General features: G+C 53.3%; 18 protein-coding genes. 7 read left to right on the top strand and 11 right to left on the bottom strand.

Going from position 1 to position 25,784, the window contains the following annotated elements:
• Nucleotides 1-85: 85 nt before the first annotated feature.
• From envZ to greB, 3 genes are all read right to left on the bottom strand, one after another.
• Complete coding sequence (gene envZ, locus PMPD1_RS01550) at nucleotides 86-1,441, bottom strand: two-component system sensor histidine kinase EnvZ (RefSeq protein ID WP_173632407.1); 1,356 nt, start codon at nucleotides 1,439-1,441, stop codon at nucleotides 86-88.
• A complete protein-coding gene (gene ompR, locus PMPD1_RS01545; RefSeq protein ID WP_001157751.1) occupies nucleotides 1,438-2,157 on the bottom strand; it encodes an osmolarity response regulator transcription factor OmpR in 720 nt (239 codons plus the stop codon). Before ompR ends, envZ begins: the two co-directional genes overlap by 4 nt.
• A 157-nt stretch (nucleotides 2,158-2,314) precedes the next feature.
• Nucleotides 2,315-2,803, bottom strand: coding sequence for a transcription elongation factor GreB (greB, locus tag PMPD1_RS01540; RefSeq protein WP_173632406.1), 489 nt, complete (start codon nucleotides 2,801-2,803; stop codon nucleotides 2,315-2,317).
• Nucleotides 2,804-2,984: 181 nt separating this feature from the next.
• On the opposite strand from greB, the gene PMPD1_RS01535 reads away from it, so the two are divergent.
• The 3 genes from PMPD1_RS01535 (at nucleotide 2,985) to feoB (ending at nucleotide 8,016) form a co-directional block, all read left to right on the top strand.
• Entirely contained in the window at nucleotides 2,985-5,312 is a 2,328-nt protein-coding gene (locus PMPD1_RS01535; RefSeq protein ID WP_173632405.1) for a Tex family protein, read from the top strand.
• Between the two features lie 155 nt (nucleotides 5,313-5,467).
• On the top strand, nucleotides 5,468-5,692 hold the full coding sequence (feoA, locus tag PMPD1_RS01530) for a ferrous iron transporter A (protein ID WP_173632404.1): 225 nt from the start codon (nucleotides 5,468-5,470) through the stop codon (nucleotides 5,690-5,692).
• An 11-nt stretch (nucleotides 5,693-5,703) separates the two neighbouring features.
• Nucleotides 5,704-8,016 (top strand): Fe(2+) transporter permease subunit FeoB, encoded by a 2,313-nt coding sequence (gene feoB / locus PMPD1_RS01525; protein ID WP_173632403.1) that lies wholly within the window; start codon nucleotides 5,704-5,706, stop codon nucleotides 8,014-8,016.
• A gap of 6 nt (nucleotides 8,017-8,022) precedes the next feature.
• Here the strand turns inward: feoB and bioH are convergent, their stop codons facing one another.
• Nucleotides 8,023-8,796 (bottom strand): pimeloyl-ACP methyl ester esterase BioH, encoded by a 774-nt coding sequence (bioH, locus tag PMPD1_RS01520; protein ID WP_173632402.1) that lies wholly within the window; start codon nucleotides 8,794-8,796, stop codon nucleotides 8,023-8,025.
• A 36-nt stretch (nucleotides 8,797-8,832) separates the two neighbouring features.
• On the opposite strand from bioH, the gene gntX reads away from it, so the two are divergent.
• Together gntX and nfuA are read left to right on the top strand one after the other, a co-directional pair.
• Entirely contained in the window at nucleotides 8,833-9,516 is a 684-nt protein-coding gene (gene gntX / locus PMPD1_RS01515; RefSeq protein WP_173632401.1) for a DNA utilization protein GntX, read from the top strand.
• A gap of 58 nt (nucleotides 9,517-9,574) precedes the next feature.
• Nucleotides 9,575-10,150, top strand: a complete 576-nt coding sequence (gene nfuA, locus PMPD1_RS01510) for a Fe-S biogenesis protein NfuA (RefSeq protein ID WP_173632400.1) — start codon at nucleotides 9,575-9,577, stop codon at nucleotides 10,148-10,150.
• A 46-nt stretch (nucleotides 10,151-10,196) separates the two neighbouring features.
• On the opposite strand, the gene malQ is transcribed toward nfuA, so the two are convergent.
• Both malQ and malP read right to left on the bottom strand, forming a co-directional pair.
• Complete coding sequence (malQ, locus tag PMPD1_RS01505; protein ID WP_173632399.1) at nucleotides 10,197-12,266, bottom strand: 4-alpha-glucanotransferase; 2,070 nt, start codon at nucleotides 12,264-12,266, stop codon at nucleotides 10,197-10,199.
• Between the two features lie 15 nt (nucleotides 12,267-12,281).
• Entirely contained in the window at nucleotides 12,282-14,684 is a 2,403-nt protein-coding gene (gene malP / locus PMPD1_RS01500; protein WP_173632398.1) for a maltodextrin phosphorylase, read from the bottom strand.
• A gap of 530 nt (nucleotides 14,685-15,214) precedes the next feature.
• Here malP and malT point away from each other — a divergent pair.
• Nucleotides 15,215-17,935 (top strand): HTH-type transcriptional regulator MalT, encoded by a 2,721-nt coding sequence (gene malT / locus PMPD1_RS01495; RefSeq protein WP_173632397.1) that lies wholly within the window; start codon nucleotides 15,215-15,217, stop codon nucleotides 17,933-17,935.
• Between the two features lie 43 nt (nucleotides 17,936-17,978).
• Here malT and PMPD1_RS01490 read toward each other — a convergent pair whose 3' ends face one another.
• The 3 genes from PMPD1_RS01490 to glpE all read right to left on the bottom strand — a co-directional run bounded on the left by PMPD1_RS01490 (nucleotide 17,979) and on the right by glpE (nucleotide 20,074).
• Nucleotides 17,979-18,737, bottom strand: a complete 759-nt coding sequence (locus PMPD1_RS01490) for a DeoR/GlpR family transcriptional regulator (protein ID WP_173632396.1) — start codon at nucleotides 18,735-18,737, stop codon at nucleotides 17,979-17,981.
• A gap of 125 nt (nucleotides 18,738-18,862) precedes the next feature.
• The gene (gene glpG, locus PMPD1_RS01485) at nucleotides 18,863-19,690 is read right to left on the bottom strand and encodes a rhomboid family intramembrane serine protease GlpG (RefSeq protein ID WP_173632395.1); all 828 of its coding nucleotides are present in this window, start codon (nucleotides 19,688-19,690) and stop codon (nucleotides 18,863-18,865) included.
• A 54-nt stretch (nucleotides 19,691-19,744) separates the two neighbouring features.
• On the bottom strand, nucleotides 19,745-20,074 hold the full coding sequence (gene glpE, locus PMPD1_RS01480) for a thiosulfate sulfurtransferase GlpE (RefSeq protein WP_173632394.1): 330 nt from the start codon (nucleotides 20,072-20,074) through the stop codon (nucleotides 19,745-19,747).
• Between the two features lie 226 nt (nucleotides 20,075-20,300).
• Between glpE and glpD the strand changes: the two genes are divergently transcribed.
• A complete protein-coding gene (glpD, locus tag PMPD1_RS01475; protein WP_173632393.1) occupies nucleotides 20,301-21,809 on the top strand; it encodes a glycerol-3-phosphate dehydrogenase in 1,509 nt (502 codons plus the stop codon).
• A 55-nt stretch (nucleotides 21,810-21,864) separates the two neighbouring features.
• Here glpD and glgP read toward each other — a convergent pair whose 3' ends face one another.
• A complete protein-coding gene (gene glgP / locus PMPD1_RS01470; RefSeq protein ID WP_173632392.1) occupies nucleotides 21,865-24,315 on the bottom strand; it encodes a glycogen phosphorylase in 2,451 nt (816 codons plus the stop codon).
• A 22-nt stretch (nucleotides 24,316-24,337) separates the two neighbouring features.
• Nucleotides 24,338-25,771 (bottom strand): glycogen synthase GlgA, encoded by a 1,434-nt coding sequence (gene glgA / locus PMPD1_RS01465; RefSeq protein ID WP_173632391.1) that lies wholly within the window; start codon nucleotides 25,769-25,771, stop codon nucleotides 24,338-24,340.
• Between the last annotated feature and the right edge of the window lie 13 nt (nucleotides 25,772-25,784).

Genomic DNA, 25,784 nt, shown 5'->3' with positions numbered 1-25,784 from the left:
GCATTAACCAGAAAAGCTCGTCGGCTGATGCGTTGCCGGCTGCGGCAGAAAGCCAGGGCGCGAAGGCAGCGCCCTGTTCTTCTTCTCAATCACCGGCAGGCGCAAGGGCAGTGGTATCGCTCTCCGGCAACGGCAACCAGGCACGAATTCGTAACCCACCGCGTTCACTGACGCCAATATCCAACGCGCCCTGATGCGCATCAATAATACGTTGCACAATCGCCAACCCCAGCCCGGTACCGCTAGTACTGCGCGCACTGTCGCCGCGTACAAACGGCTGAAACAAGTGCTTCAACTGCTCGGGTTTGATGCCGGGGCCATCGTCTTCCACCTGGAACCACGCGCGTTGTAACTCGCTGCCGCTACTGACCTTAATCCAGCCATTACCGTAACGCGCGGCGTTGACCACCATATTGGCGGCGGCGCGTTTAATGGATAACGGGTTGATGTCCAATAGCAATTCGGCTGGCATCACCGCATTCTCAATCTCGCGCTCGTAGCCGCTCTCCGCCGCCACGACCTCACCCAACACGCCATTTAAATCGGCGCGCTCGGTCTGCATCTCCTGCCCGGTACGCAAATAATCGATAAACTGCTCGATAATCGCGTTGCACTCTTCAATATCTTTATTAATCGACTCAGCAAGATAGCCATCTTCTTCGGCCATCATCTCCGTCGCTAAACGGATACGCGTCAACGGCGTACGCAGATCGTGGCTTACGCCCGCCATCAACAGCGTGCGATCATCAGCCAGTTGCTTCACGCCGGAAGCCATCTGGTTAAAAGCACGCGTTACCGAACGAACTTCCGAAGCGCCATACTCACGTAGCGGTGGCGGAATAATACCTTTCCCCACCTGCAACGCCGCATGTTCAAGCTCGACCAGCGGACGGTTTTGAATCCGAATAAACAGCCAGGCGCCGCCAATCGCCAACAGCATAATCGCCAAGGTATAACGGAACAGTGGGGAAAAATCCCCCTGATGGATTTCGGTTAACGGCACCCGCACCCAAATATCCGGCGACAGCCAGGTTTTTAACCACACAACCGGCGAGTTTTTATTCACTTCAACCCGCACATCCGTCGGGCCGCCAAGCTGCTGCGCCATCTGATCGCTCAGAAACTTATAGTGCTGCGCCCAGCGCAGCCCGCTCTCTTCCGCCGCTGCATTGGTATATAAAGAGATACCCAGTTCGCGATAAATCTCACGCCGAAACGCAGGCGGGACTTCAAGCTGCGTACCATCCTCCAACTGCAACCGGTCTGTCATCAACATACGTACTTCGTAGGCCAAGACTTTATTGAACTGTTGCAAACTAGGAAGGATGGCGAAGTTGAGTACCACCAAATAGGTCGTTACCAGGCTGACAAACAGCAAGGTAACGATCAATAGGAGCGTTCGGGCAAACGAACTGCGGGGAGAGAAGCGGAATCGCCTCATGCCTTACTGCCGTCCGGCACGAAGACATAACCCAGACCCCAAACTGTCTGGATATAGCGTGGATGGGCCGGATCTTCTTCCACCATACGACGCAGACGAGAGATCTGCACATCGATAGAACGTTCCATCGCGCTATATTCGCGGCCACGCGCCAGATTCATCAGCTTATCGCGCGAGAGCGGCTCGCGAGGATGGCTGACCAACGCTTTTAATACGGCAAACTCGCCGCTGGTCAACGGCATCGGCTCATCTTCACGGAACATTTCGCGGGTACCGAGGTTGAGCTTAAATTTACCAAATGCAATCACCGCTTCTTCTTGCGACGGCGCACCCGGCAACTCATTCGCCTGACGGCGCAGCACGGCGCGAATACGAGCGAGAAGCTCACGCGGGTTAAACGGCTTAGGAATGTAATCATCGGCGCCAATTTCCAGCCCGACAATCCGATCCACCTCTTCCCCTTTTGCCGTAACCATAATGATCGGCATCGGGTTGCTTTGGCTGCGTAGACGGCGACAAATCGAGAGCCCATCTTCGCCCGGTAACATCAGGTCAAGCACCATCAGGTGGAAAGACTCACGCGTTAACAGGCGATCCATCTGCTCGGCATTCGCTACGCTGCGCACCTGAAAGCCTTGTTCGGTGAGATAGCGCTCCAGCAATGCACGCAAGCGCATATCATCATCGACCACCAGAATCTTGTAATTTTCTTGCATTTCGCTACTCCCAAAGGCGCAATTGCCTGAGCCGATATTGTTAAAAAAGATGCGATAGTGTGACAGTTATTATTGGTTTATATTCTAGCCGAAATTGTTACAAAGCATATTAAACAGCAGCTTATCTTTAACTTCACACCATTTCTCGCCGACTACATTACTCTTCCAGTGTCTTTTCATACTCAATCGCATTCACGAACCACGTTTTAATCCCTTCCGGGGTCGGCACATTCACTTCATCATCCACTTCTTTTTTAATTAGCGCACGCGCCATTGGCGAATCAATAGAGATAAAATCCTTCACTTCGCCATAGATTTCATCCGGCCCGACAATTCGAAATCGTTTCGTGACGCCCTGTTCATTCTCCACCTCAACCCAGGCGCCAAAAAACACTTTGCCATCCTGCTGCGGTGAATAATCCACAATTTTTAATTCAGCCAAACATTTACGTAAATATCTGACCCGACGATCTATCTGGCGCAACACGCGTTTATTATAGGTGTAATCGGCATTTTCCGACCGGTCGCCAAGGCTGGCGGCCCAGGACACAATTTTGGTAATTTCAGGGCGTTTCTCGTTCCAGAGATGGTCATGTTCAGCCCGCAGCTTATTGTAACCGCCCCGGGTGATTAGTTTCGTTTTCATCCAGTCAAAAGCCTTGTGCGGTAAATTTTTCCATCTTAGCGGCGGCGCTCCGGTTTTCAAAGCCTGCCCGCCCAAGCTTCGGAATATATCTCAAACCCACCTTCGCGACTGGCAATTTATGTCTTCAATCCGTATAACTGTCCCCTGTTTCTCAACCCTGTGATAGCAAGATAGTGAACTGATGATGAATGATTCGCTGAGCCGCATTATTGCGAGTGAACTCCAGGCGCGGGCTGAACAAGTTGAAGCCGCCGTCCGCCTGTTGGATGAAGGGAATACCGTGCCGTTTATCGCACGATATCGTAAAGAAGTAACCGGCGGTTTGGATGATACCCAGTTACGTCAATTGGAAACGCGGCTTGGTTATCTACGAGAGCTGGAAGAACGTCGTCAATCCATTCTTAAATCCATCGCCGAGCAGGGCAAATTAACCGATGAACTCAGTCAAGCGATTAATGGCACCCTGAGTAAAACCGAACTTGAAGATCTCTACCTGCCGTACAAACCTAAACGTCGTACACGTGGGCAAATTGCCATCGAAGCCGGGCTAGAACCCCTCGCCGATAGGTTATGGCAAGATCCGTCGCACGATCCGGAAACGCTGGCAGCCGAGTATGTTAATCCCGATAACGGCGTCGCGGATACCAAAGCCGCGTTGGATGGCGCGCGTTATATTTTGATGGAGCGCTTTGCCGAAGACGCCGCACTGCTGGCTAAGGTGCGTGACTATCTGTGGAAAAATGCGCACCTGGTTTCCCGGGTGGTGGAAGGGAAAGAGGAACAAGGCGCGAAATTCCGCGACTATTTTGATCACCATGAAGCGCTATCAAGCGTTCCTTCGCACCGTGCACTGGCGATGTTCCGTGGCCGCAATGAAGGCGTACTGCAACTCTCGCTTAATCCTGACCCTCAGTTTGATGAACCGCCGCGTGAGAGCCATGGCGAGCAAATTATTATCGATCACCTGGCGCTGCGCCTGAATAATGCCGCCGCCGACAGTTGGCGCAAAGCGGTGGTGAGTTGGACATGGCGTATTAAGGTGCTGCTGCACCTTGAAACCGAGTTGATGGGCACCGTCCGTGAACGAGCGGAAGATGAAGCCATTAACGTTTTCGCACGTAATCTACATGATTTGCTGATGGCGGCACCAGCCGGTATGCGCGCGACCATGGGCCTCGATCCCGGCTTGCGTACCGGGGTAAAAGTGGCGGTGGTTGACGCAACCGGCAAACTGGTTGCGACCGATACCATTTACCCCCACACCGGTCAGGCTGCGAAAGCCGCCGCTAGCGTCGCCGCGCTCTGCATCAAACATCAGGTCGAACTGGTCGCGATTGGTAACGGCACCGCTTCGCGTGAAACCGAACGCTTTTTCCTCGACGTACAGAAACAATTCCCGGCCATCCAGGCGCAAAAAGTCATCGTCAGTGAAGCGGGCGCCTCAGTTTACTCCGCCTCGGAATTGGCGGCGCTGGAGTTCCCCGATTTGGATGTTTCACTGCGTGGCGCGGTCTCTATCGCCCGACGTTTGCAGGATCCGCTGGCGGAACTGGTTAAAATCGATCCGAAGTCCATCGGCGTGGGCCAGTATCAGCATGATGTCAGCCAGAGCCAATTGGCGAAAAAACTGGATGCCGTGGTTGAGGATTGTGTGAATGCGGTTGGCGTTGATCTCAATACCGCTTCGGTGGCGTTGCTGACCCGCGTAGCGGGTTTGACCAAAATGATGGCGCAAAATATTGTCGGCTGGCGCGATGACAATGGGCGCTTCCAGAACCGTCAGCAGCTATTAAAAGTCAGCCGTCTCGGGCCAAAAGCCTTCGAACAATGCGCGGGCTTTTTGCGTATTAATCATGGTGACAATCCGCTGGATGCTTCAACCGTGCACCCGGAGGCCTATCCGGTCGTGGAACGCATTTTAGCCGCCACTCAGCAAGCCTTGCAGGATCTGATGGGGAACCCGCAAACGCTGCGTGAGGTAAAAGCGGTAGAATTCACCGATGAGCGTTTTGGCTTACCCACGGTGACCGATATTATCAAAGAGCTGGAAAAACCGGGTCGCGACCCACGTCCGGAATTCAAAACCGCGCAATTCGCCGAAGGCGTTGAAACCATGAATGATTTGCTGCCTGGTATGGTGCTGGAAGGCGCGGTGACCAACGTAACGAATTTTGGCGCGTTCGTGGATATTGGCGTTCATCAGGATGGGCTGGTGCATATCTCTTCTCTTTCCGATAAGTTCGTTGACGATCCGCATAAGGTGGTGAAAGCGGGCGATATCGTGAAAGTGAAAGTGATGGAAGTCGATCTGCAGCGGAAACGTATTGCGCTGACCATGCGGCTTGATGAGCAACCAGGCGAAGGGAATGCGCGCGGCGGTAACCGTAGCGGCACACGCGACAATACACGTCCGGCACCCGGTAAAGCGCGGCCACGCACGGCATCGACGCCTGCCGGTAATAGCGCAATGGGCGATGCATTAGCCGCTGCCTTTGGGAAAAAACGCTAATCCTATCCGGTTCGGGAGGCTTGCAAGCCTCCCTCCTTCCACATTAGCCTGAACGCTGCATTGTTGTTCTATGTCAACATCAACGCGAATGGTTATCATTAAAATTGCTCCGGTTAAATATTGTCGTTCTTTGCGACAGTCACCAGGAGCCCCTTATGCAACTTCTTGCCCGCCAGCGCTATAAAATCCTCGGCTTTACGTCAGGTGTCGGCGCGGCTTACCGCCAAAAGCTGCTGTCGCTCGGTATGCTGCCGGGCGCCACTTTTGACGTCGTTCGCGTCGCCCCGCTTGGCGATCCGGTTCAGATTGAAACCCGCCGCGTTAACCTGATGCTGCGTAAAAAAGACCTCGCCTTTCTGCTGTTAGAAAATCTGAATTAACGGATACCGCCATGAAAACCTGTACTATCGGCCTGATTGGTAATCCCAACTCAGGTAAAACGACCCTATTTAATCAGCTCACCGGCGCTCGCCAACGGGTCGGCAACTGGGCGGGCGTCACCGTCGAGCGTAAAGAGGGGTGGTTTAATACCGCGCAACAGCGTGTACAACTGGTTGATTTACCGGGTACCTATTCACTGACCACCATTTCGCAGCAAACCTCGCTTGATGAGCAAATCGCCTGCCATTACATCCTCAGCAATCAGGCAGACTTGGTAATTAACGTGGTGGATGCCAGTAATCTTGAGCGTAATTTGTACCTGACGCTGCAGTTGCTGGAGTTAGGCGTGCCGTGCATTGTGGCGCTGAATATGCTGGATATTGCTGCGAGCCAGCATATTGATATTGATATTCCGGCGCTCGCGAAGCAACTGGGCTGTCCGGTGATTTCGCTGGTTTCCACCCGTGGGCAAGGCATTGACGCGCTCAAAGAGGCGATTGATACTCCTCTGCAGCAGCAACCCTCTGTGGCGATCAATTACCCCTGTTTTCTACAGCGCGCCATCGCGACTTTAGCGGCCGATATTTCAGCGGAACGCAGCGCGCAACAGCGGCGCTGGCTGGCAGTACAAATGCTAGAGGGGGATATTTATAGCGGCTCGCAGGCGGGAGATGCCGCGCAAACCACGCTGACGCGTTTACAGCGCGAGATGCAGCACGATAGCGGCCTGGCGATTGCCGATGCGCGTTATCAAGCCATCGCCCGGCTGAGCGCCGAAGTCAGTAACCTCCATTTAGCCCTGCCAAACCATTTATCTCAGCGCCTTGACCGGGTGATCCTTAATCGCTGGCTCGGTCTGCCAATCTTCTTATTCGTAATGTATCTGATGTTTCTGCTGGCGATTAATATCGGCGGCGCGTTGCAACCCCTGTTTGATGTCGGTTCAGCAGCAATCTTTATTCATGGCGTACAGTGGCTCGGCTATACGTTGCATCTGCCCGATTGGCTAACGGTATTCCTGGCGCAGGGCATTGGCGGCGGTATCAATACCGTGCTGCCGTTGGTTCCGCAAATTGGCATGATGTATCTGTTTCTCTCCTTTATGGAGGATTCCGGCTATATGGCGCGTGCCGCATTCGTTATGGATCGGCTGATGCAGGCGCTGGGCTTACCCGGCAAATCCTTTGTGCCACTGATTGTCGGTTTCGGCTGTAATGTGCCTTCAGTGATGGGTGCACGCACGCTGGATGCGCCGCGTGAACGGTTGATTACGGTATTAATGGCGCCCTTTATGTCCTGCGGCGCCCGTTTGGCGATATTCGCTGTATTCGCTGCTGCCTTTTTCGGCCAAAACGGCGCGTTGGTGGTGTTCAGCCTGTATATCATCGGGATTGTGGTGGCGATCCTGACCGGCTTATTGTTAAAGCATACGTTAATGCGTGGCGATGCCTCGCCATTTGTGATGGAACTGCCGGTCTGGCATGTTCCGCATCTGAAAAGTTTGCTGTTACAGACTTGGCAACGCCTGCAAGGGTTCGTTTTACGCGCCGGTAAAGTGATTGTGGTCGCCAGTATGTTGATTGGCGCGCTAAACAGCTTTTCGTTTAGCGGTAAAGCGGTCGATAGCATCAATGATTCCGCGCTCGCCACCGTGAGCCGTAGCGTAACGCCGCTGCTGGCGCCCATCGGCGTACATAATGATAACTGGCAAGCTACCGTTGGGCTGGTGACCGGCGCGATGGCGAAAGAGGTGGTGGTCGGTACACTGAATACGCTGTACACCGCGGAAACGCTGCATGATACGCCTTTCGATCCTGCCGCTTTTAGCCTACGCGACGAGCTACTCGGCGCGGTGGATGAAACCTGGCAAGGGCTGAAGGAAACCTTCTCGCTCAGCGTGCTAAGTAACCCAATTGAGGCCAGTAAGGGCGATGGTGAAATGGCGAGCGGCGCCATGGGCGTGATGAGCAGTAAATTTGCCAGCGATGCCGCCGCCTTTAGCTATCTTCTGTTCGTGCTGCTGTATGTGCCCTGTGTTTCGGTAATGGGGGCGATTGCGCGTGAAAGTAGCCGCCGCTGGATGACCTTCTCCATTTTATGGGGGCTGAACCTTGCGTACTCGCTGGCGACCCTGTTTTACCAGTTGGCGACGTTTAGCGCGCACCCGCGCTATAGCAGCATCGCAATAGTCCTGGTGGTCGCGTTTAATCTGCTGCTGGTGACGCTGCTGCGCCGGATAAAACTGCCGCCGCAGATGATTGCGATTAAAACGCTGAATACGGCACGGTGCCAGGGCTGCGCCAGCGGCAGCCAATGCCATTAATCGGCCTTACGCCTGCTGGTGTGTAAACGCCAGCAGGTGGTCGCAAAACGCCTCAGGATGGGAGATAAAAGGCGCATGCGCCGCCTTTTCCATTACTATCGACTGGCTAGCAGGCCAGCGTGCATCCAGCAATGAAGCCACCTTGCGCGGCACCAACCCATCCAAGTAGCCATAGATACGCAGTAAAGGCGCTTTCAGCGCGTCTAACTCCTCGCGCAGATCGGCAGTGCGCAATATCTCAAGGCCGCCTTCCAATACCGCAACATCCGGCATCGGTAGCGAAAGTACCGCCTCTTTTAGCGTGCGGGCATCCTGGCGAGCGCTGTCGGTGCCTAACGTCTGCAACGCCAGAAACCGCTCAACGGTGCGTTGAAAATCGGTACTAAGCTGGTGTTGAAACCCCTGTAGCGTCTGCGGCTTAATGCCGGGCCACTCATCCCGTTCGGTGAAGCACGGCGAGGAAGCTACGCTAATCACACCCGCGACTTGCTGTGGGAAACGTAGTGCAAGACGGCTCGCTACCAAACCGCCTAATGACCAGCCGAGCAGAATAGCGCGCTCCGGCAACTGCGAATGTATCGTATCCACCATCTCATCCAGCGTCAGCGCTGGAAAACCGTGGCTGCGACCAAACCCCGGCAAATCCACCAAGTGCAAACGAAAATGCGCGCTCAGCCGATCAATAATGCCGTGCCACACTTGGGCATTCAGTCCCCATCCGTGTAACAGCACAAGATCAACATTTCCTTCCCCTGCGGTCTGCCAGTAAAGCTGCGTCATCGGTTATTGTCCTGCTTTCACATCATCGGAGGCGCTATGCTACCAATGCCAGGATGCTGTTGGCTATGCCAGCTACCGTTACGGTTACAACAACAAGGAATTTGTGGGTTTTGCCAGCGCAATCTATTACGTCGTTCCGCGCGTTGCCCGCAGTGTGGATTAGCCGCCGAAAACGCGCGCCAACCCTGCGGACGCTGTCTACGTCAGCCGCCTCCCTGGCAGGCGTTGATTGCGGCGGGCAATTATCAGCCACCGCTCAGCGCCCTGCTCATCCGCTTTAAATTTTTACGCCTGACCGCACTCTCTGTGATGCTGGCGCGTTTGATTTTGTTAAGCTGGTTAGATGCCAGAAGGCAACGTCTGCTGGTGCGCCCGGATATTTTGCTGGCGGTTCCCTTACCGAAAACGCGTGCGTGGCGCCGTGGTTTTAACCAAACTGATCTGCTGGCGCGTCCATTAGCTCGCTGGGTGGGGTGCCGCTATCAACCAACCGGGTTACGCAGCGTTCGCGCGGTAAAACATCAGCACCGGCTTCCGGCACGCGCCCGGCGGCGCAACTTACTCGGCGCATTCAGGGTTGAAATCGCGGTGCGTGGCTGCCATATCGCTGTGATTGACGATGTGGTCACCACCGGTAGCACGGCGGCGGAAATCAGCCGTTTGTTAATACATGCGGGCGCTGCCAGCGTCCAGATTTGGTGCCTGTGCCGTACCTTGTAGAGCGTCGGTGTTGGGCGTATAATAACCAACTAAATTAGTCAACTATTGAGCAATCGCCATGATCCGTATTACTGATGCTGCGCAAGAGCACTTCGCAAAACTGCTGTCAAACCAGGAAGATGGCACCCAGATCCGCGTATTCGTCATCAACCCCGGTACGCCAACCGCAGAATGCGGCGTGTCATACTGCCCGCCAGATGCGGTTGAGGCCACGGACACTGAACTGAAGTTTGAAAAACTGTCAGCTTATGTTGATGAACTGAGCGCGCCGTATCTGGAAGACGCTGAGATTGATTTCGTTACCGATAATCTCGGCTCCCAACTTACGCTAAAAGCGCCCAACGCCAAAATGCGTAAAGTCGCCGATGACGCGCCATTGATTGAACGCGTTGAGTACCTGTTGCAGGCGCAAATTAACCCGCAACTGGCCAGCCACGGCGGTCGCGTGTCGCTGATGGAAATCACTGAAGAGGGTTATGCCATTCTGCAATTCGGCGGCGGCTGTAACGGCTGTTCAATGGTTGATGTCACGCTGAAAGAAGGGATCGAGAAAGAGTTGTTGGTTGCCTTCCCGGAACTTAAAGGGGTGCGCGACTTAACCGAGCACCAGCACGGCGAACACTCTTACTACTAATCTCCAGTGCGGGGGAAATGTTGTTCCCCCGCTTGCTGGCGCCAGGCTAAGCGGCCCGGTGTTTAGCAATATCCTTCAGTAAACGGTTAATCTGCGCATCGGCAAAAATCTCCTCCAGCGTCTTACTCAGTTTACGCCGCCAGTTACGATATTGATCCACCGTGCCCGGTACATTAACCGGCATCTCCATATCCAGCCAGTCTTCCGGTTGTAACCCCAATAACGCGCTATTGCTTACCGCGATGAAACGCTGCATCGCACGGTTCAATACTGGTGTCATCGCCATCTGCGCCGCACGTTTCCTCGCACGCAGAGGCAGGCAACGGTACTGATGTAACGCCTCAAGCAATGCCTGTTTTTGCCGATCGCGCTGGCGATGCAATCCCTGGAGTATCACCTTATCCGGGTAGAGCCCCAACGTCTCGCCAAGACGCAAATCTCCCGACTCCCAGAAACCGCGTAGCGTCGGAAGATCGTGGGTTGTGGCGCTGGCCATAGATTGCCGGGGCCAAGCCTGCGGCGCACGATAACGTTCACTGTCCTCTTGTTCGAAATAGAGAACCTTCCAGGAATACACGCCACTATCGCGTAACTTGCCGACAATTTCCGCGGGCACCGTCCCGAGATCTTCGCCGATCACCATACACTGATGGCGTTGGCTCTCCAGCGCCAATATCGCCAATAGATCCTCAACCGGGTAGTAAACATAAGCGCCATGATCGGCGGTGAGGCCATAGGGAATCCACCAGAGACGCAGCATCGACATGACGTGATCGATACGCAACGCGCCACAACTGGCCATATTAGCGCGTAACAAGTCAATAAATGGCTGATAGCCACGCGCCACCATCACATGGGGATCCATCGGCGGCAGCCCCCAATTTTGACCCAGCGGGCCGAGGATATCGGGCGGCGCGCCAACCGAGGCTTTCAGACAGTAAAGTTCCGGATCGCACCACGTCTCTGCGCCCCCCTCCGCCACGCCGACCGCTAAATCACGGTACAGGCCAATCGGCATATTACGGCGCTGACTCAGTTGCCAGCAGGCATCAAACTGTTGGTTTGCTAACCACTGCAACCAGAGCCAAAAACGCACTTCATCATGGTGCTGCTGGCAAAACTGCTGTACCGCATCGTTACCGGCGTGCCGCAGCGCTTCGGGCCATACCGGCCATCCCCAGCGATGGCGATCTGCACTCAGCATTTCGGCATGTAACGCGTCATAAGCCGCCTGATAAAACAGGCTACCGCCGCCAAGCGTAATAAACTGCTCAAAATGCTCGCGAGTTTTATCCCCTTCCGGGCGTGTGGCGAACTGCCGCCATGCCAGACGTAACGCCTCTATCTTCAGGCTGTTGACGGCACTGTAGTCGACCCATTCACTTGCGCGTGCTTGCTCAATACGCTGTTGCGTCTCAGGCAACCGCCGCCAGCGCTGCGCCTCAGCGCTGTGCTGAAAATCTGCGACCTGTTCAACATCAATATAGATAACATTCATCCAACGCCGGGAAGAGGGGCTGTAGGGACTGGCGCTTTCCGGATTCGCCGGGTAGAGCGAATGGATAGGATTCAAGCCGATAAACGCGCCGCCACGATCGGCCAGCGCATCAAGCATATGACTTAAATCGCCAAAATCGCCGATCCCCCAATTGCTTTCCGAACGCAAGGTATAAAGCTGGACGCAGGCGCCCCATAGCTTTTTCCCTTCGCGCAAGGCGGATGGTTCAAAGCAGCGTTTGGGGGCCACAATTACCCGACAGGGCCACTGCTGCTTGCCCTGCGTTAAGGTGAGATGGTGATAGCCGTGCGCTAGCCGTGGCGGCAAGCTAAGTGTTTCACCACCGCGCACCTCACCCTGATACTGTTTGCCGCGCTCCGTTTGTAAATGCCACCGGAATAGCCCCTTGCCGCCGACCGGGAGAGTGCGTTTCTGCGTCCCGCTAAACACTTTTGCCGTTGGCAGCGGCGCGGCACTAATCGGCCGCGGATTACCCATTGCCGCCAGCAGTTGTTGTCGGGTTTCCACGCTGATCGTTTCAGGCTCACCTTTCGCGTTGATATAGCTGGCGGCGATACCCGCCGCGCTGGCGGCCTTATCGAGTTGAGTCAAATCCATACACCGTCCTTAGCGTTAACGTTTTGCCTGCCAGATTCGTTGCTGATAGTCCCGAATCGAACGGTCGGAGCTAAACATACCGGTACGCGCGGTGTTAAGAATGGCCGCACGCGTCCAGGCTTCGGGATCGCGCCACAATGCCTCTACGCGCGCCTGGGCGGCAATATAATCCGCGAAATCCGCCAACACTAACCACGGATCGCCGCCTTTGGTCAAACTCTGCAGCATCGGTTCAAACGCGTGCTTATCGCCACCGCTAAATACGCCTTTTTCTAACTCTTTCAGCAGGCCATCGAGATGTTTATCTTTTTTACGTCGCTTTTTCGGATCGTAACCGTCGGCCTTTAATGCCTTCACTTGATCCACGGTGTTGCCGAAAATGAAGATATTCTCCTCGCCTACCTGCTCGGCAATCTCAACGTTGGCGCCGTCCAGCGTACCAATCGTCAATGCGCCATTTAGCGCCAGCTTCATATTACCGGTGCCGGAGGCTTCATAACCAGCAGTGGAAATTTGTTCGGAGAGATCGGCCGCCGGAATCATTAATTCTGCGGCGGTAATGCGATAATCCGGGATGAACACCACTTTCAGGCGGTCACCCACTAGCGGATCGTTATTAATCACCTCCGCCACTTTATTGATGGCATAGATGATATTTTTTGCCAGATAGTAGCCGGGCGCGGCTTTGGCACCGAATAAAAAGACGCGCGGAACCGCGTCATGTTGCGGGTTATCACGCAGTTGACGGTAACAATGCAGAATATGCAGCAGGCCCAGATGTTGGCGCTTGTACTCATGCAACCGCTTAATCTGCACATCGAACAACGCATTCGGGTTCACCTCAATACCGGTCAAGCGCTGGATATACTGCGCCAGGCGGACTTTATTATCGTGCTTAATTTGACGATAGCGACGCCGGAACGCCTTATTATCCGCCTGTTTTTCTAATCCTTTCAGCGCATCCAGGTTGTTCGCCCACTCAACCTTCAGTGTCTCATCGATTAATGAGGAGAGCGCCGGATTACACTGTTTCAGCCAGCGACGCGGTGTAATTCCGTTAGTCACGTTATGAAATTTGTGCGGCCATAATTGGTGATATTCAGGGAACAGATCTTTTACCACCAGCTCGGAGTGCAGTGCCGCCACACCGTTAACCGCAAAGCCGCTGACCACACACAGGTTCGCCATACGTACCTGCTTATCGTGCACCACCGCCAGTTTGGCCCATAGGACTTCGTCGCCCGGCCAGTGTTGTTCAACCTGTTTTTTAAAGCGTTTGTTAATTTCCTTAATAATCATGAAATGGCGCGGCAGCAGGCTTTTTACCAACCGTTCATCCCATTTTTCCAGCGCTTCCGGCATCAGTGTGTGGTTGGTGTAAGCGAAAACCCGGCTGGTAATCGCCCAGGCATCATCCCAGGCGAGTTGGTGCTCATCAAGCAGGACGCGCAGCATTTCAGGAATGGCAATGGTGGGATGGGTATCGTTAAGCTGGATCACTTCATAATCTGGTAACGCCGTCACTGGCCGTCCGGCCAGGTGATGTCGCCGTAAAATATCTGCCACCGAACAGGCGCACTGGAAGTATTGCTGCATCAGGCGGAGTTGCTTACCTTCCTGATGGTTATCATTGGGATAGAGTACTTTAGTCAGTTTTTCCGCCTCAATGCCCTGCTGTTCGGCCTGTAAAAATTTACCGTCGTTGAACAGCGAAAGATCGAAGGGATGCGCATGTGCCGCCTGCCATAAACGCAACGGCTGCGTCACACCGTTACGATAACCAATTACCGGCAAATCCCATGCTTCCCCACGCAGCGTAACTGCCGGTTGCCATAAGGCATTTCCCTCAGCGTTTTTAACCACTTTGCCACCGAGGTTAACCACCACGTCGAGCGCGGCGTTATGTCGAAACCACGGATAGCGATCGCGCCGCCAGTTATCCGGCGCTTCCTGCTGCTGCCCATCGACAAAAGATTGACGAAAAAGACCGTATTGATAATTGAGCCCGTACCCTATCGCCGATTGCCCAACGGTGGCCATCGAGTCGAGAAAACAGGCGGCTAACCGGCCTAAGCCGCCATTGCCCAGTGCCGGATCGACTTCTTCCTCCAGTAAATGACTCAAATCGACATTCTGCTCTGCCAGCACCGCCTTCACCTCATCATACCAACCGAGGTTGAGCAGGTTATTACCGGTCAGCCTTCCGACCAGAAACTCCATTGAGATGTAGTTAACGTGGCGCTGATTTTTCGCGCTTTTCGCCGTCGGTTGAGCCGCCAATAATTCAGCCAGCGCGGCGCTCACCGCCTGCCACCATTGATGAGGCGTCATCTCTGAAGCGGCGCTCAGTCCGAGATGTTGCCATTGTCGTGTCACCGCTGCCTCAAAACGTGCCTTGTTGAATTTTTGCTGCGACATACAAATCTCTTTTAGTAAGTGAATAGGTTCGCGAAAACATCAATGCGCACATGCTGACGGGGGAATTTTCACCGGGCATCCTCCCGCACAGAAATTAGGTGGGGATGAGCCGTAGGGCGTAGCGGAAAATGTGATCGTCAACACTGTTAAGTTAAGACGCCAACCTGAAAAAAAGCTCATCGCCAGGCGACGATGAGCACAAAATATGTAAAAAAAAAGCCAACATTTACAGTCTGGAGGGTAGGTAAATCCGGCGCAATTGACGCTTAATCTCGCTAACCATCGGCGAGCAGGACGAAGATCGCCTAAAAAAATGATGAGTAATAGTGAGTATGGCTGAAACATTCATTAATGCTAGTGCTGCAAAACGTAAAAAAAAGATAAGGAAATGTGATGAGGTGCAACTTAATGAATAACGGTGAGTTAGCCTTCTTGCATTACGCCCCCTACAGGGGGAAAGTAATTAATTACACGCCGTAAAATAATTCTGTTTGTTTCCTTTTTTGACATCACACAGTGAAGTGTTAGCCATGCTGATACCATCGAAACTCAGCCGTCCTCTCCGGCTTCAGAACACCATTGTTCGGGAGCGTTTGATTGCAAGGCTCGCGAACATTACACATTATCGACTGGCGCTGGTCACCAGTCCGGCAGGCTATGGAAAAACCACTTTAATCGCGCAATGGGCCGCCGATCAAAGTGAGCTAGGTTGGTATTCACTGGATGAAAGCGATAATTATCCTGAACGTTTCGCAACCTATTTTATGGCGGCGATGCAGCAGGCGACCGGCGGGCACTGCACGCGTAGCGAAGCGTTGGCGCAAAAACGCCAGTACGCCAGCCTAAGCGCGCTTTTCTCCCAACTCTTTGTCGAGCTTTCGGATTGGCATCGCCCCCTCTTTTTGGTGATTGATGACTACCATCTGATCACTAACGATGCCATCCATCAGGCCATGCGCTTTTTTATCCGCCACCAGCCAGAAAATCTGACGTTAGTGATTTTGTCGCGTAACCTTCCTTCATTGGGGATCGCCAATTTACGGGTACGTGAGCAACTGCTTGAAATTAATAGCCAGTCGCTGGCGTTTACGCATCAAGAGGCGAAAAGCTTTTTTGATTGCCGTTTACAACGTCCTATCGATGCCGATGATTCGCAACGTCTGTGTGATGAAGTGGCGGGCTGGGCTACCGCACTGCAATTAATCGCCCTATCCGCCCGGCAATCTAATACGCCCACTCATCAATCAGCGCAGCGCCTGGCAGGAATCAACGCCAGCCACCTTTCTGATTATCTGGTGGATGAGGTGTTGGATTCGGTTGATGAAACCACACGTAACTTCCTGCTACGTAGCTCGGTGCTGCGTTCAATGAATGATGCGCTAATTACCCGCATTACCGGTGAAGAGAACGCGCAATTACGGCTGGAAGAGACCGAACGACAGGGGCTGTTTCTACAGCGTATGGATGATAGCGGCGAGTGGTTTAACTTCCATCCACTGTTTGCCAGTTTTCTACGCCAGCGCTGTCAGTGGGAGATGGGCGGCGAACAGAAAAAGTTGCACCGCAGCGCGGCAGAAGGCTGGATGGCGCTGGGTTTTGCCGGCGAAGCTATTCATCACGCGTTAGCGGCGAACGATACGTTACTGCTGCGTGATATTTTGCTGCATCATGCCTGGTCACTGTTTAATCACAGTGAGTTAGCACTACTGGAGGAGGGGTTAAAAGCCCTGCCGTGGCAGTTGCTGGTAGAGAACCCAAGGCTGATTTTATTACAGGCGTGGTTGTCGCAAAGTCAGCACCGTTATGGTGAAGTGAATATGCTGCTGGCGCGTGCCGAGCAAGAGATGGCGATGCAGCAAATTGCGATTGATGCCATTCTCAGCGCCGAGTTCGATGCGCTGCGCGCCCAGGTCGCGATTAATGCCGGTAAGCCGGAAGAGGCGGAGCGCCTGGCAAACCAGGCGTTGGCGACGCTCCCGCTGGCGAATTACTACAGCCGTATTGTGGCCACCTCGGTTAAAGGAGAAGTGTTGCACTGTCAGGGCCAGCTCGAAGCGGCACTGTCGATGATGCAGCAAACCGATCGCATGGCGCGTCACTACGATATTTGCCATTACGCGCTGTGGGCGTTACTGCAACAAAGCGAAATTTTGCTGGCGCAGGGCTTTTTACAAACCGCCTGGGAAACCCAGGAAAAGGCCTTTACGCTGATCAACGAAGAAGGGCTTGAACAGCTACCGATGCACGAGTTTTTGTTGCGTATCCGGGCGCAATTACTCTGGTCATGGTCACATCTCGACGATGCCGAAGCCGCCGCACGCAAAGGGTTGCGGGTGCTAACAAACTTCCAGCCACAACAACAACTGCAATGCCTGGCAATGCTGGCGAAGTGTGCGTTAGCGCGTGGGGATATGGATAATGCGCGTCGCCATCTGGTTCGCTGTGAAAACTTGTTAGGCAACGGCCAGTATCACAGTGATTGGGTCACCAATGCCGATAAATCGCGCGTGCTTTACTGGCAGATGACACAGGATAAAACCGCCGCCGCCAACTGGCTGCGTCTGACGCCCAAACCGGATCATGCGGATAATCACTTTCTACAGGGGCAATGGCGTAACATCGCCCGAGCGCAGATCCTGCTGGGCCACTTCGCCGAAGCCGAGGTGGTGCTGGACGAACTGAATGAAAACGCTCGCCGCCTCAACCTGGTCAGCGATCTGAATCGGAATTTATTGCTGCTCAATCTGTTGTACTGGCAAACCGATCGTAAAAGTGCGGCACAACTGGCGCTGATTGAAGCGTTAGCGTTGGCTAATCGTACCGGCTTTGTCAGCCATTTTGTGATTGAGGGCGAGGCGATGGCGCAACAGTTACGCCAGTTGTTGCAACTCAACACGCTGCCGGAGCTGGAACAACGGCGCGCACAGCGTATTTTGCGTGATATTAATCAGCATCATCGCCACAAATTTGCGCATTTTGATGAGAGTTTTGTCACCCGTTTACTGACCCATCCGCAGGTGCCGGAGTTGATTCGCACCAGTCCACTAACCCAACGCGAATGGCAGGTGCTCGGCCTGATCTACTCCGGCTATAGCAATGATCAAATCGCCGGGGAGTTGGATGTAGCGCCCACCACGATTAAAACTCATATCCGTAATCTGTATCAAAAACTGGGGGTGGTTCATCGTCAGGAAGCGGTACAACAGGCGCAGCAACTGCTGTGGCTAATGGGAATGGGCGTCGCGTCTTAATATACCTCAAAGGGGCCAGCGAACTCTGGCCCCGGCAAGTGATTCAACACAACTCTAAATGCACTTCGTGCTGCTCAATGACCTTCATCACGCCTGCTGGCGGTACTTCATCGGTAAACAGATAATCAATCAAATCCATATTACCGAGGTTAACCATCGCATTACGACCAAACTTCGAATGGTCGGTCACCAACATCACACAACGTGAATTCTCAATAATCGCGCGCTTGGTGCGCACCTCGTGGTAATCGAACTCCAGCAATGAGCCATCCATATCAATTCCACTGATCCCGAGAATGCCGTAATCCAGACGAAACTGAGAGATAAAGTCCAGGGTGGCTTCCCCCATCACCCCGCCGTCGCGAGTACGGACCTCGCCACCGGCGATAATGACCCGAAAGTCAGGCTTGGACATCAAGAGCAGCGCCACATTGAGGTTATTGGTCACTACCCGGAGATTGTTATGATTCATCAGCGCATGCGCTACGGCCTCTGGCGTGGTACCGATGTCGATAAACAGTGTGGCGCCATCAGGGATCTGGCTGGCAACACGCTGCGCGATGCGCGCTTTTTGCGCCGACCACATCATTTTACGATCTTGCCAGGCGGTATTTTCAGAGCTGGAAGGCAACGCGGCGCCACCGTGATGACGTTGGATTTTGTTCTGATCGGCCAGATCGTTTAGATCACGTCGAATGGTTTGCGGGCTGACATCAAAATGCTCCACCAATTCTTCAGTACTCACATAACCCTGACGACGAACCAGCTCAATAATGGCATCATGACGTTGCGTCTGCTTCACATCACTCTCCTGTAAACGGCACGCAAGGCGCTATTCTTATAATAAGGCGAGCGCTCAAGGCTCACCGTGAGAAACCTGGCGACAGGGCAGCCTTGCCTGTCAGCAGGCGCAAATTAGCGGCAACGTTACCGGCGTTTCAGATGATAAGTGTCAACCAGCGCCATCGCCAGCCCAACCACTAAACCTGCCACATGCGCGGCATTGGCGATCGCCAACCCAAATGCGCCAAAGTAACCAATGACCAGCCACAGAATAGCGAAAGCCATTAAGCCGCGCTCGAGAAAAATCCCGCTTTCGGGATCGCGCTCTCCCCGTAACCACGCATACCCCATCAGCGCATACACTACGCCGGATAGTCCGCCGAACCAAATACCGCTAAATTTCGCCTGCAGCCAGCCACTTAACAAGGCGGAAACCAACGTAATCACGAACAGTTTCCCGCTGCCGAGACGTTTCTCCACCGCCCCGCCGATATACCACCACCACAGCAAGTTAAACACGATATGTAACAGAGAGAAATGTAATAACGCGTGGCTAAACCAGCGCCAGATTTGGAAATATTGCGTGCTACCATTCGGCCAGGCCAGCCAGTACATCACCGTCCGATCGCCCACCACCTGCATCAAAATATAAACCACTATGCAGGCAAAAATGATGGTTAAGGTCAGCGGACCAGCCCGTTCCCGAATGTTCGCCATCACTGATGAGCGCGGGTAGCGTAGCCCGCCTGCAGTATTGCCGGTTTGCCAACTGGCGGCCTGATAACGCGGATGAAACGGATCGCGAATAAACTGCGCGAGTTCGTTTTCGACCAATTCCGCTTTCGATTCGTCGTCAAGCCAAACCGTGTAATGCTGCTGTTGCTCAAGATGTAATTTGACGCCGCGTGTTGCCATATAGTCAACAAACGCCTGCGCCAAACGTGGATTGGTAAAATCAGTGATACGCCTCATTGCGCATGCCGCCTTCTAATTACGTAGTAGAAACATGGCGCCCAGTATAATGGATTAACTTAGTTCTGATTCAACCAGTTGCGGAAACTGCGCACGCCAGGCATCAAAGCCGCCATCAATGCTGTACACCTGTTCAAACCCCTGCCCGATCAAATATTGCGCCGCGCCCTTACTGCTATTGCCGTGATAGCACATTACCAGCACCGGCGTCTCAAAATCGGTCTGCTGCAGAAAATTATTCAGCGAACCATTGGTGAGATGGAAAGCGCCGCTCGCATGCGCCGCTTCAAAACTTTGCGGATCGCGAATATCCACCAGGATTGCCTGCCCCTGCTGTAAATGGGCCTGCGCCTGCTGTGCGCTAATACATTCAAATTGTTCCATGGTTTCCTCATCGCCACGCGGAAAATAAGCCGCATTGTACCCTGAAGCGGGCGTGCAATAACCCGGCAAATGCAAAGGCTATTCACCTTTATTCGTTGATTAATGTTACCTACATCACGCATAAATGTTTTTATTCGGTTAACGCTGGCGTCAATGTTGGTTTATGATTAATATAATGCTCGAAAACGAACATTAATGAACGATTCCGAACATCGAAGGAGATGACGTGGAAACCAAAGATCTGATCGTGATCGGCGGCGGTATAAACGGTGCCGGTATTGCGGCCGATGCCGCAGGACGCGGGCTGTCAGTGCTGATGCTTGAGGCGCAGGACCTGGCTTGCGCGACCTCTTCTGCCAGCTCAAAACTGATTCATGGCGGCTTACGCTACCTGGAACACTACGAATTTCGTCTGGTCAGTGAAGCGCTGGCTGAACGTGAAGTACTGCTAAAAATGGCGCCGCACATTGCATTCCCAATGCGCTTCCGTTTGCCCCATCGTCCACATTTACGTCCGGCATGGATGATCCGTATTGGCCTGTTTATGTACGATCACTTAGGGAAACGCACCAGTTTGCCGGGTAGCAAGGGCTTGCGTTTTGGCGCGGATTCGGTACTTAAACCTGAGATTGTGCGCGGTTTCGAATATTCTGACTGCTGGGTGGATGATGCGCGCCTGGTGGTTCTCAACGCACAGGAAGTGGTGAAACAAGGTGGCGAAGTACGCACCCGTACCCGTGTCACGCGCGCCTGGCGCGAAGCTGGCATTTGGGTAGTTGAAGCCGAGGATATTGATAGCGGCAAGACATTTACCTGGCGTGCAAAGGGCCTGGTCAACGCGGCAGGGCCATGGGTTAAACAGCTTTTTGATGACAACCTAAAACTGAAGTCGCCATACGGCATTCGCCTGATTAAAGGCAGCCATATCGTGGTTCCGCGCGTTCATACGCAGAAACAAGCGTACATTCTGCAAAACGAAGATCATCGTATTGTGTTTGTGATCCCGTGGATGGATGAGTTTTCCATTATCGGTACCACCGATGTGGAATATAAAGGCGACCCACAGAATGTGCAGATCGACGATAAGGAAACCGACTATCTGCTGCAAGTGTATAACGCCCACTTTAAGCAGGTTTTGACGCGCGATGATATTGTCTGGAGCTATTCCGGCGTGCGCCCGCTGTGTGACGATGAATCCGATTCGCCGCAAGCCATTACGCGTGATTACACGCTGGATGTGCATGATGAAAGTGGTCAAGCTCCGTTGTTATCAGTGTTCGGCGGCAAATTGACTACCTACCGGAAACTGGCGGAACATGCTATGGAAAAACTGGCTAAATATTACCCCAACGCAGGTCCGGCCTGGACCAAAAGCTGCGTGCTGCCCGGTGGGGATATTGCCGGTACGCGCGAAGATTATGCCGCCAGCCTGCGCCGCCGTTATCCGTTTATTACCGAAGGCATGGCGCGTCATTTCGCCCGAACCTACGGTAGTAATAGCGAGCTTTTTCTCAAAGAGGCGAAAAGCCTTGAAGATTTAGGAGAAAATTTCGGCCACGACTTTTACGAAGCGGAACTGCGTTACCTGGTACAATACGAATGGGTACGCAAACTGGATGATGCCATTTGGCGCCGTACTAAGCAGGGTATGTGGCTGGATGAAGCACAACAATCTCGCATCGCCGCATGGCTGGAAACGCACGGTAAGAAACCTTCACTGTCTCTGGCATCCTAGTACAAATAAGAAAAGGGAGCCTTTTGGCTCCCTTTTTCATGCTTAAGGTCGCAGGTTATAACCTGATCGGCGAAATATGCCAAATCTCATCGGCATACTCTTGAATGGTCCGGTCCGAAGAGAAGTACCCCATATTGGCAATATTGAGCGCGGCGCGCCGCTGCCACTCCTCCGGCTGGCGATAAAGCGCATCCACTTTATCTTGCGTATCTACATAGCTCCGATAATCCGCCAATAACTGGTAGTGATCGCCCAAATTCACCAGCGAATCAAAAATATTCCGATAACGCCCTGGCTCCTGCGGGCTGAATACGCCGGTAGCGATTTGGGTTAGCGCCAGACGTAGTTCTTCATCTTCTTCGTAATATTGGCGAGCGTTATAGCCATTCTGCCGCAGCGCCTCCACCTCAGGCGTGGTATTACCGAAAATGAAGATATTCTCCTCGCCAACATGTTCGCGCATTTCGACATTCGCGCCATCCAGCGTACCGATGGTTAACGCGCCGTTGAGGGCAAACTTCATATTACTGGTGCCCGATGCCTCAGTACCGGCCAATGAAATTTGTTCCGACAAGTCTGCGGCAGGAATAATCACCTGGGCAATGCTGACACCGTAGTTGGGAATAAACACCACCTTCAGCTTATTCTTCACCTGTGGGTCGCTATTGATCACCTTCGCCACATCGTTAATTAAATGAATAATATGTTTCGCCATATAGTAAGCCGAAGCGGCTTTACCGGCGAAAATATTCACCCGTGGCACCCAATCCGCATCGGGATCGGCTTTAATGCGGTTATAGCGCGTAATCACATGTAAAACGTTAAGCAACTGGCGTTTGTACTCATGGATGCGTTTGATCTGCACATCGAACAGCGCATGCGGTTCAAGCACAATATCAAGGTTCTTCGCCACCCATTCCGCCAGCCGTTTTTTATTCTCCAGCTTGGCCTCGGCCACTTGCTCAATAAACGCGGGAAAATCAATTTGCGGTTTGATCTCCGCCAACTGGCTAAGATCGGTCCGCCAGGTACGCCCAATGGTCTCATCCAACACGCCTGAGAGCGACGGGTTAGCCAGCGCCAGCCAGCGCCGTGGCGTCACCCCGTTGGTTTTATTGCAGAACCGTCCCGGGAACAGGCGAGCGAAATCGGCAAATAATGATTGCACCATTAAGTTGGAGTGCAGTTCGGAAACGCCATTTACTTTGTGGCTGATCACCACAGCCAGCCAGGCCATACGCACCTGGCGCCCGTTATTTTCATCAATGATTGAGATGCGTGACAACAGATCCCAGTCATCGGGATAGTGTTCCTGAATCGTCTTCAGAAAATAGTCATTGATATCGAAAATAATCTGCAAATGCCGTGGCAAGATCTTACCAATCATATCCACCGGCCACGTCTCCAACGCTTCGCTCATTAACGTATGGTTGGTATAGGAAAATACCTGGCAGGTCACTTCGAACGCATCATCCCAGGTGAACTTATGTTCATCCACCAAGAGCCGCATCAGTTCAGGGATGGCTAAAACCGGATGGGTATCATTTAAGTGAATGGCAATTTTATCCGCAAGATTGTCGAACGTCTGATGCATCGTCCAGTGGCGGGTCAAAATATCCTGTACGGTAGCGGAAACCAGAAAGTACTCCTGGCGTAAGCGTAATTCTCGCCCGGAGTAGGTTGAATCATCCGGGTAGAGCACCCGCGAGACGTTTTCCGAATGGTTTTTATCTTCTACCGCGGCAAAATAGTCGCCTTGATTAAATTTCCCGAGGTTGATTTCATTACTCGCCTGCGCGCTCCAGAGCCGCAACGTATTGGCGGCATCGGTATCAAAGCCGGGGATAATCTGATCATAGGCCATTGCCTGGACTTCTTCGGTTTCCACCCAGCGGATTTTATGGGTGCCTTCATGTTGAATACGCCCGCCAAAACGCACCTTATAACGGTTATTAAACCGCTGAAACTCCCACGGATTACCATATTCCATCCAGTAATCCGGCGATTCGGCCTGCCGTCCGTCAATAATATTTTGTTTAAACATGCCGTAATCGTAACGAATACCATAGCCACGCCCTGGTAAACCCAGCGTCGCCAGCGAATCGAGAAAACAGGCGGCTAATCGCCCTAAGCCACCATTCCCTAAACCAGGGTCGCTCTCCTCCTCCATCAGATCCGCTAAATTTAGCCCCATCTCTTCCAGTGCGTTATTCAGATCGTCGTAGATCCCCATCGCCAAGAGTGCGTTGGAAAGCGTACGCCCCACCAAAAACTCCATCGAAAGGTAATAGACCTGCCGCACATCCTGCGACAGTTGGGCGCGATTCGAACGTAACCAGCGTTCAACCATCCGGTCGCGCACCGCCAATAGCGCGGCGTTCAGCCATTCATGTTTGTTGGCGGCCGAGGGATCTTTGCCAAGCGTAAACATCAGTTTGTAGGCAATGGAGTGTTTCAATGCTTCTACCGTCAGTGTGGGAGAGGCGTAGGTGAAAGGTGCATTCATAAACTAGTATCCCAAGTTCTGGTTACAGCAAGCGTTGATAGAGATCGCGGTAAGCCTGTGCGGCTACCTGCCAGCTAAAATCCATCCCCATTGCCTGACGCTGAACATAGCGCCACAGTGAAGGACGGGACCACAACACAAAGGCGCGCCGGATCGCACGGAGCAGCGACCAGGCGTTACTGTCTTCAAAACTGAACCCGCTGGCGACACCGTCTGCCAGATTTTCCAGCGAACTATCATTCACCGTATCCGCCAACCCACCGGTTCGACGAACCAACGGTAGCGTGCCATATTTCAACCCATAAAGTTGCGTTAATCCGCAGGGTTCAAAACGGCTCGGAACCATAATGACATCGGCGCCGCCGATAATGCGATGAGAAAAAGCCTCATGATAGCCAATTTGCACGCCAACGCTGCCCGGATGCTCAGCCGCCGCCGCCAGAAACCCTTGCTGGAGCACGGCATCACCGGCGCCCAATAGCACTAACTGACCGCCCTGCGCTAATAAGCCAGGCAATGCTTCCAGTACCAGATCGAGCCCTTTTTGCCGGGTTAAGCGGCTCACTACCGCGAAAATGGGCGCTTTTTCATCCACTTTTAGCCCCATAGCAATTTGCAATTGGCGTTTGTTTTCCGCCTTCGCATCTAACGTTTCCCGGTTGTAACGGGCGCTCAATAACAAGTCATGCGCCGGATCCCAAATCAGCGGATCAACGCCGTTCAGGATGCCGCTTAATCGCCCTTCGCGCATGCGCTGCTCTAACAAGGCTTCCATACCATAACCAAACTCTGGCTGGGTTATCTCCTGCGCATATGTCGGGCTAACGGCGGTAATATGGTCGGCATAGTAGAGACCGGCCTTGAGATAGGAAATCTGTCCGTAGAACTCCAACCCATGCATATTCATAAATGAAGCAGGCAGTTGGATCTGCTCCAGATGATGCGCGGAAAATAGCCCCTGATAGGCCAGGTTATGCACGGTAAATACCGATTTCGCCGGCCGTCCACGTGCTTCCAAATAAGCACAGGCCAACCCGGCATGCCAATCATGCGCATGGACAATATCCGGTCGCCACCACGTGTCTAGCCCACACGCTAACTCGCATCCCATCCAACCCAGTAGCGCAAAGCGCAGGTAGTTATCCATATACGCGAACTGCGATTCGTCGTGATACGGGCTACCGGGGCGGTCATACAGCCCCGGCGCTTCAATCAGATAGATACCAACGCCATTAAAATGTCCAAAATGCAGCCGAACAAAGCCTGCGAATGTGTGCAGCTCAGCGACGATTTGCGTATCGGTGATACCTTTACGTAGGTCGGGAAAGGCGGGAATCAACACCCGCGTATCCGTTCCATCAGCGATCTGTGCTGCCGGCAATGCCCCAACTACATCAGCTAATCCGCCGGTTTTAAGCAGTGGAAAAAGCTCCGAACAGACGTGTAAAACCTGCATTCTCGGCTCCTTT

The organism is Paramixta manurensis, from assembly GCF_013285385.1.
Classification (GTDB): domain Bacteria; phylum Pseudomonadota; class Gammaproteobacteria; order Enterobacterales; family Enterobacteriaceae; genus Paramixta; species Paramixta manurensis.
This window is presented reverse-complemented; position numbering and strand designations above follow the sequence as displayed.

Bases quoted from the DNA above. Each gene is read 5' to 3' on its own strand.
- envZ (WP_173632407.1), bottom strand. From the start codon at position 1,441: ATGAGGCGATTCCGCTTCTCTCCCCGCAGTTCGTTTGCCCGAACGCTC.
- ompR (WP_001157751.1), bottom strand. From the start codon at position 2,157: ATGCAAGAAAATTACAAGATTCTGGTGGTCGATGATGATATGCGCTTG.
- greB (WP_173632406.1), bottom strand. From the start codon at position 2,803: ATGAAAACGAAACTAATCACCCGGGGCGGTTACAATAAGCTGCGGGCT.
- PMPD1_RS01535 (WP_173632405.1), top strand. From the start codon at position 2,985: ATGATGAATGATTCGCTGAGCCGCATTATTGCGAGTGAACTCCAGGCG.
- feoA (WP_173632404.1), top strand. From the start codon at position 5,468: ATGCAACTTCTTGCCCGCCAGCGCTATAAAATCCTCGGCTTTACGTCA.
- feoB (WP_173632403.1), top strand. From the start codon at position 5,704: ATGAAAACCTGTACTATCGGCCTGATTGGTAATCCCAACTCAGGTAAA.
- bioH (WP_173632402.1), bottom strand. From the start codon at position 8,796: ATGACGCAGCTTTACTGGCAGACCGCAGGGGAAGGAAATGTTGATCTT.
- gntX (WP_173632401.1), top strand. From the start codon at position 8,833: ATGCTACCAATGCCAGGATGCTGTTGGCTATGCCAGCTACCGTTACGG.
- nfuA (WP_173632400.1), top strand. From the start codon at position 9,575: ATGATCCGTATTACTGATGCTGCGCAAGAGCACTTCGCAAAACTGCTG.
- malQ (WP_173632399.1), bottom strand. From the start codon at position 12,266: ATGGATTTGACTCAACTCGATAAGGCCGCCAGCGCGGCGGGTATCGCC.
- malP (WP_173632398.1), bottom strand. From the start codon at position 14,684: ATGTCGCAGCAAAAATTCAACAAGGCACGTTTTGAGGCAGCGGTGACA.
- malT (WP_173632397.1), top strand. From the start codon at position 15,215: ATGCTGATACCATCGAAACTCAGCCGTCCTCTCCGGCTTCAGAACACC.
- glpG (WP_173632395.1), bottom strand. From the start codon at position 19,690: ATGAGGCGTATCACTGATTTTACCAATCCACGTTTGGCGCAGGCGTTT.
- glpE (WP_173632394.1), bottom strand. From the start codon at position 20,074: ATGGAACAATTTGAATGTATTAGCGCACAGCAGGCGCAGGCCCATTTA.
- glgP (WP_173632392.1), bottom strand. From the start codon at position 24,315: ATGAATGCACCTTTCACCTACGCCTCTCCCACACTGACGGTAGAAGCA.
- glgA (WP_173632391.1), bottom strand. From the start codon at position 25,771: ATGCAGGTTTTACACGTCTGTTCGGAGCTTTTTCCACTGCTTAAAACC.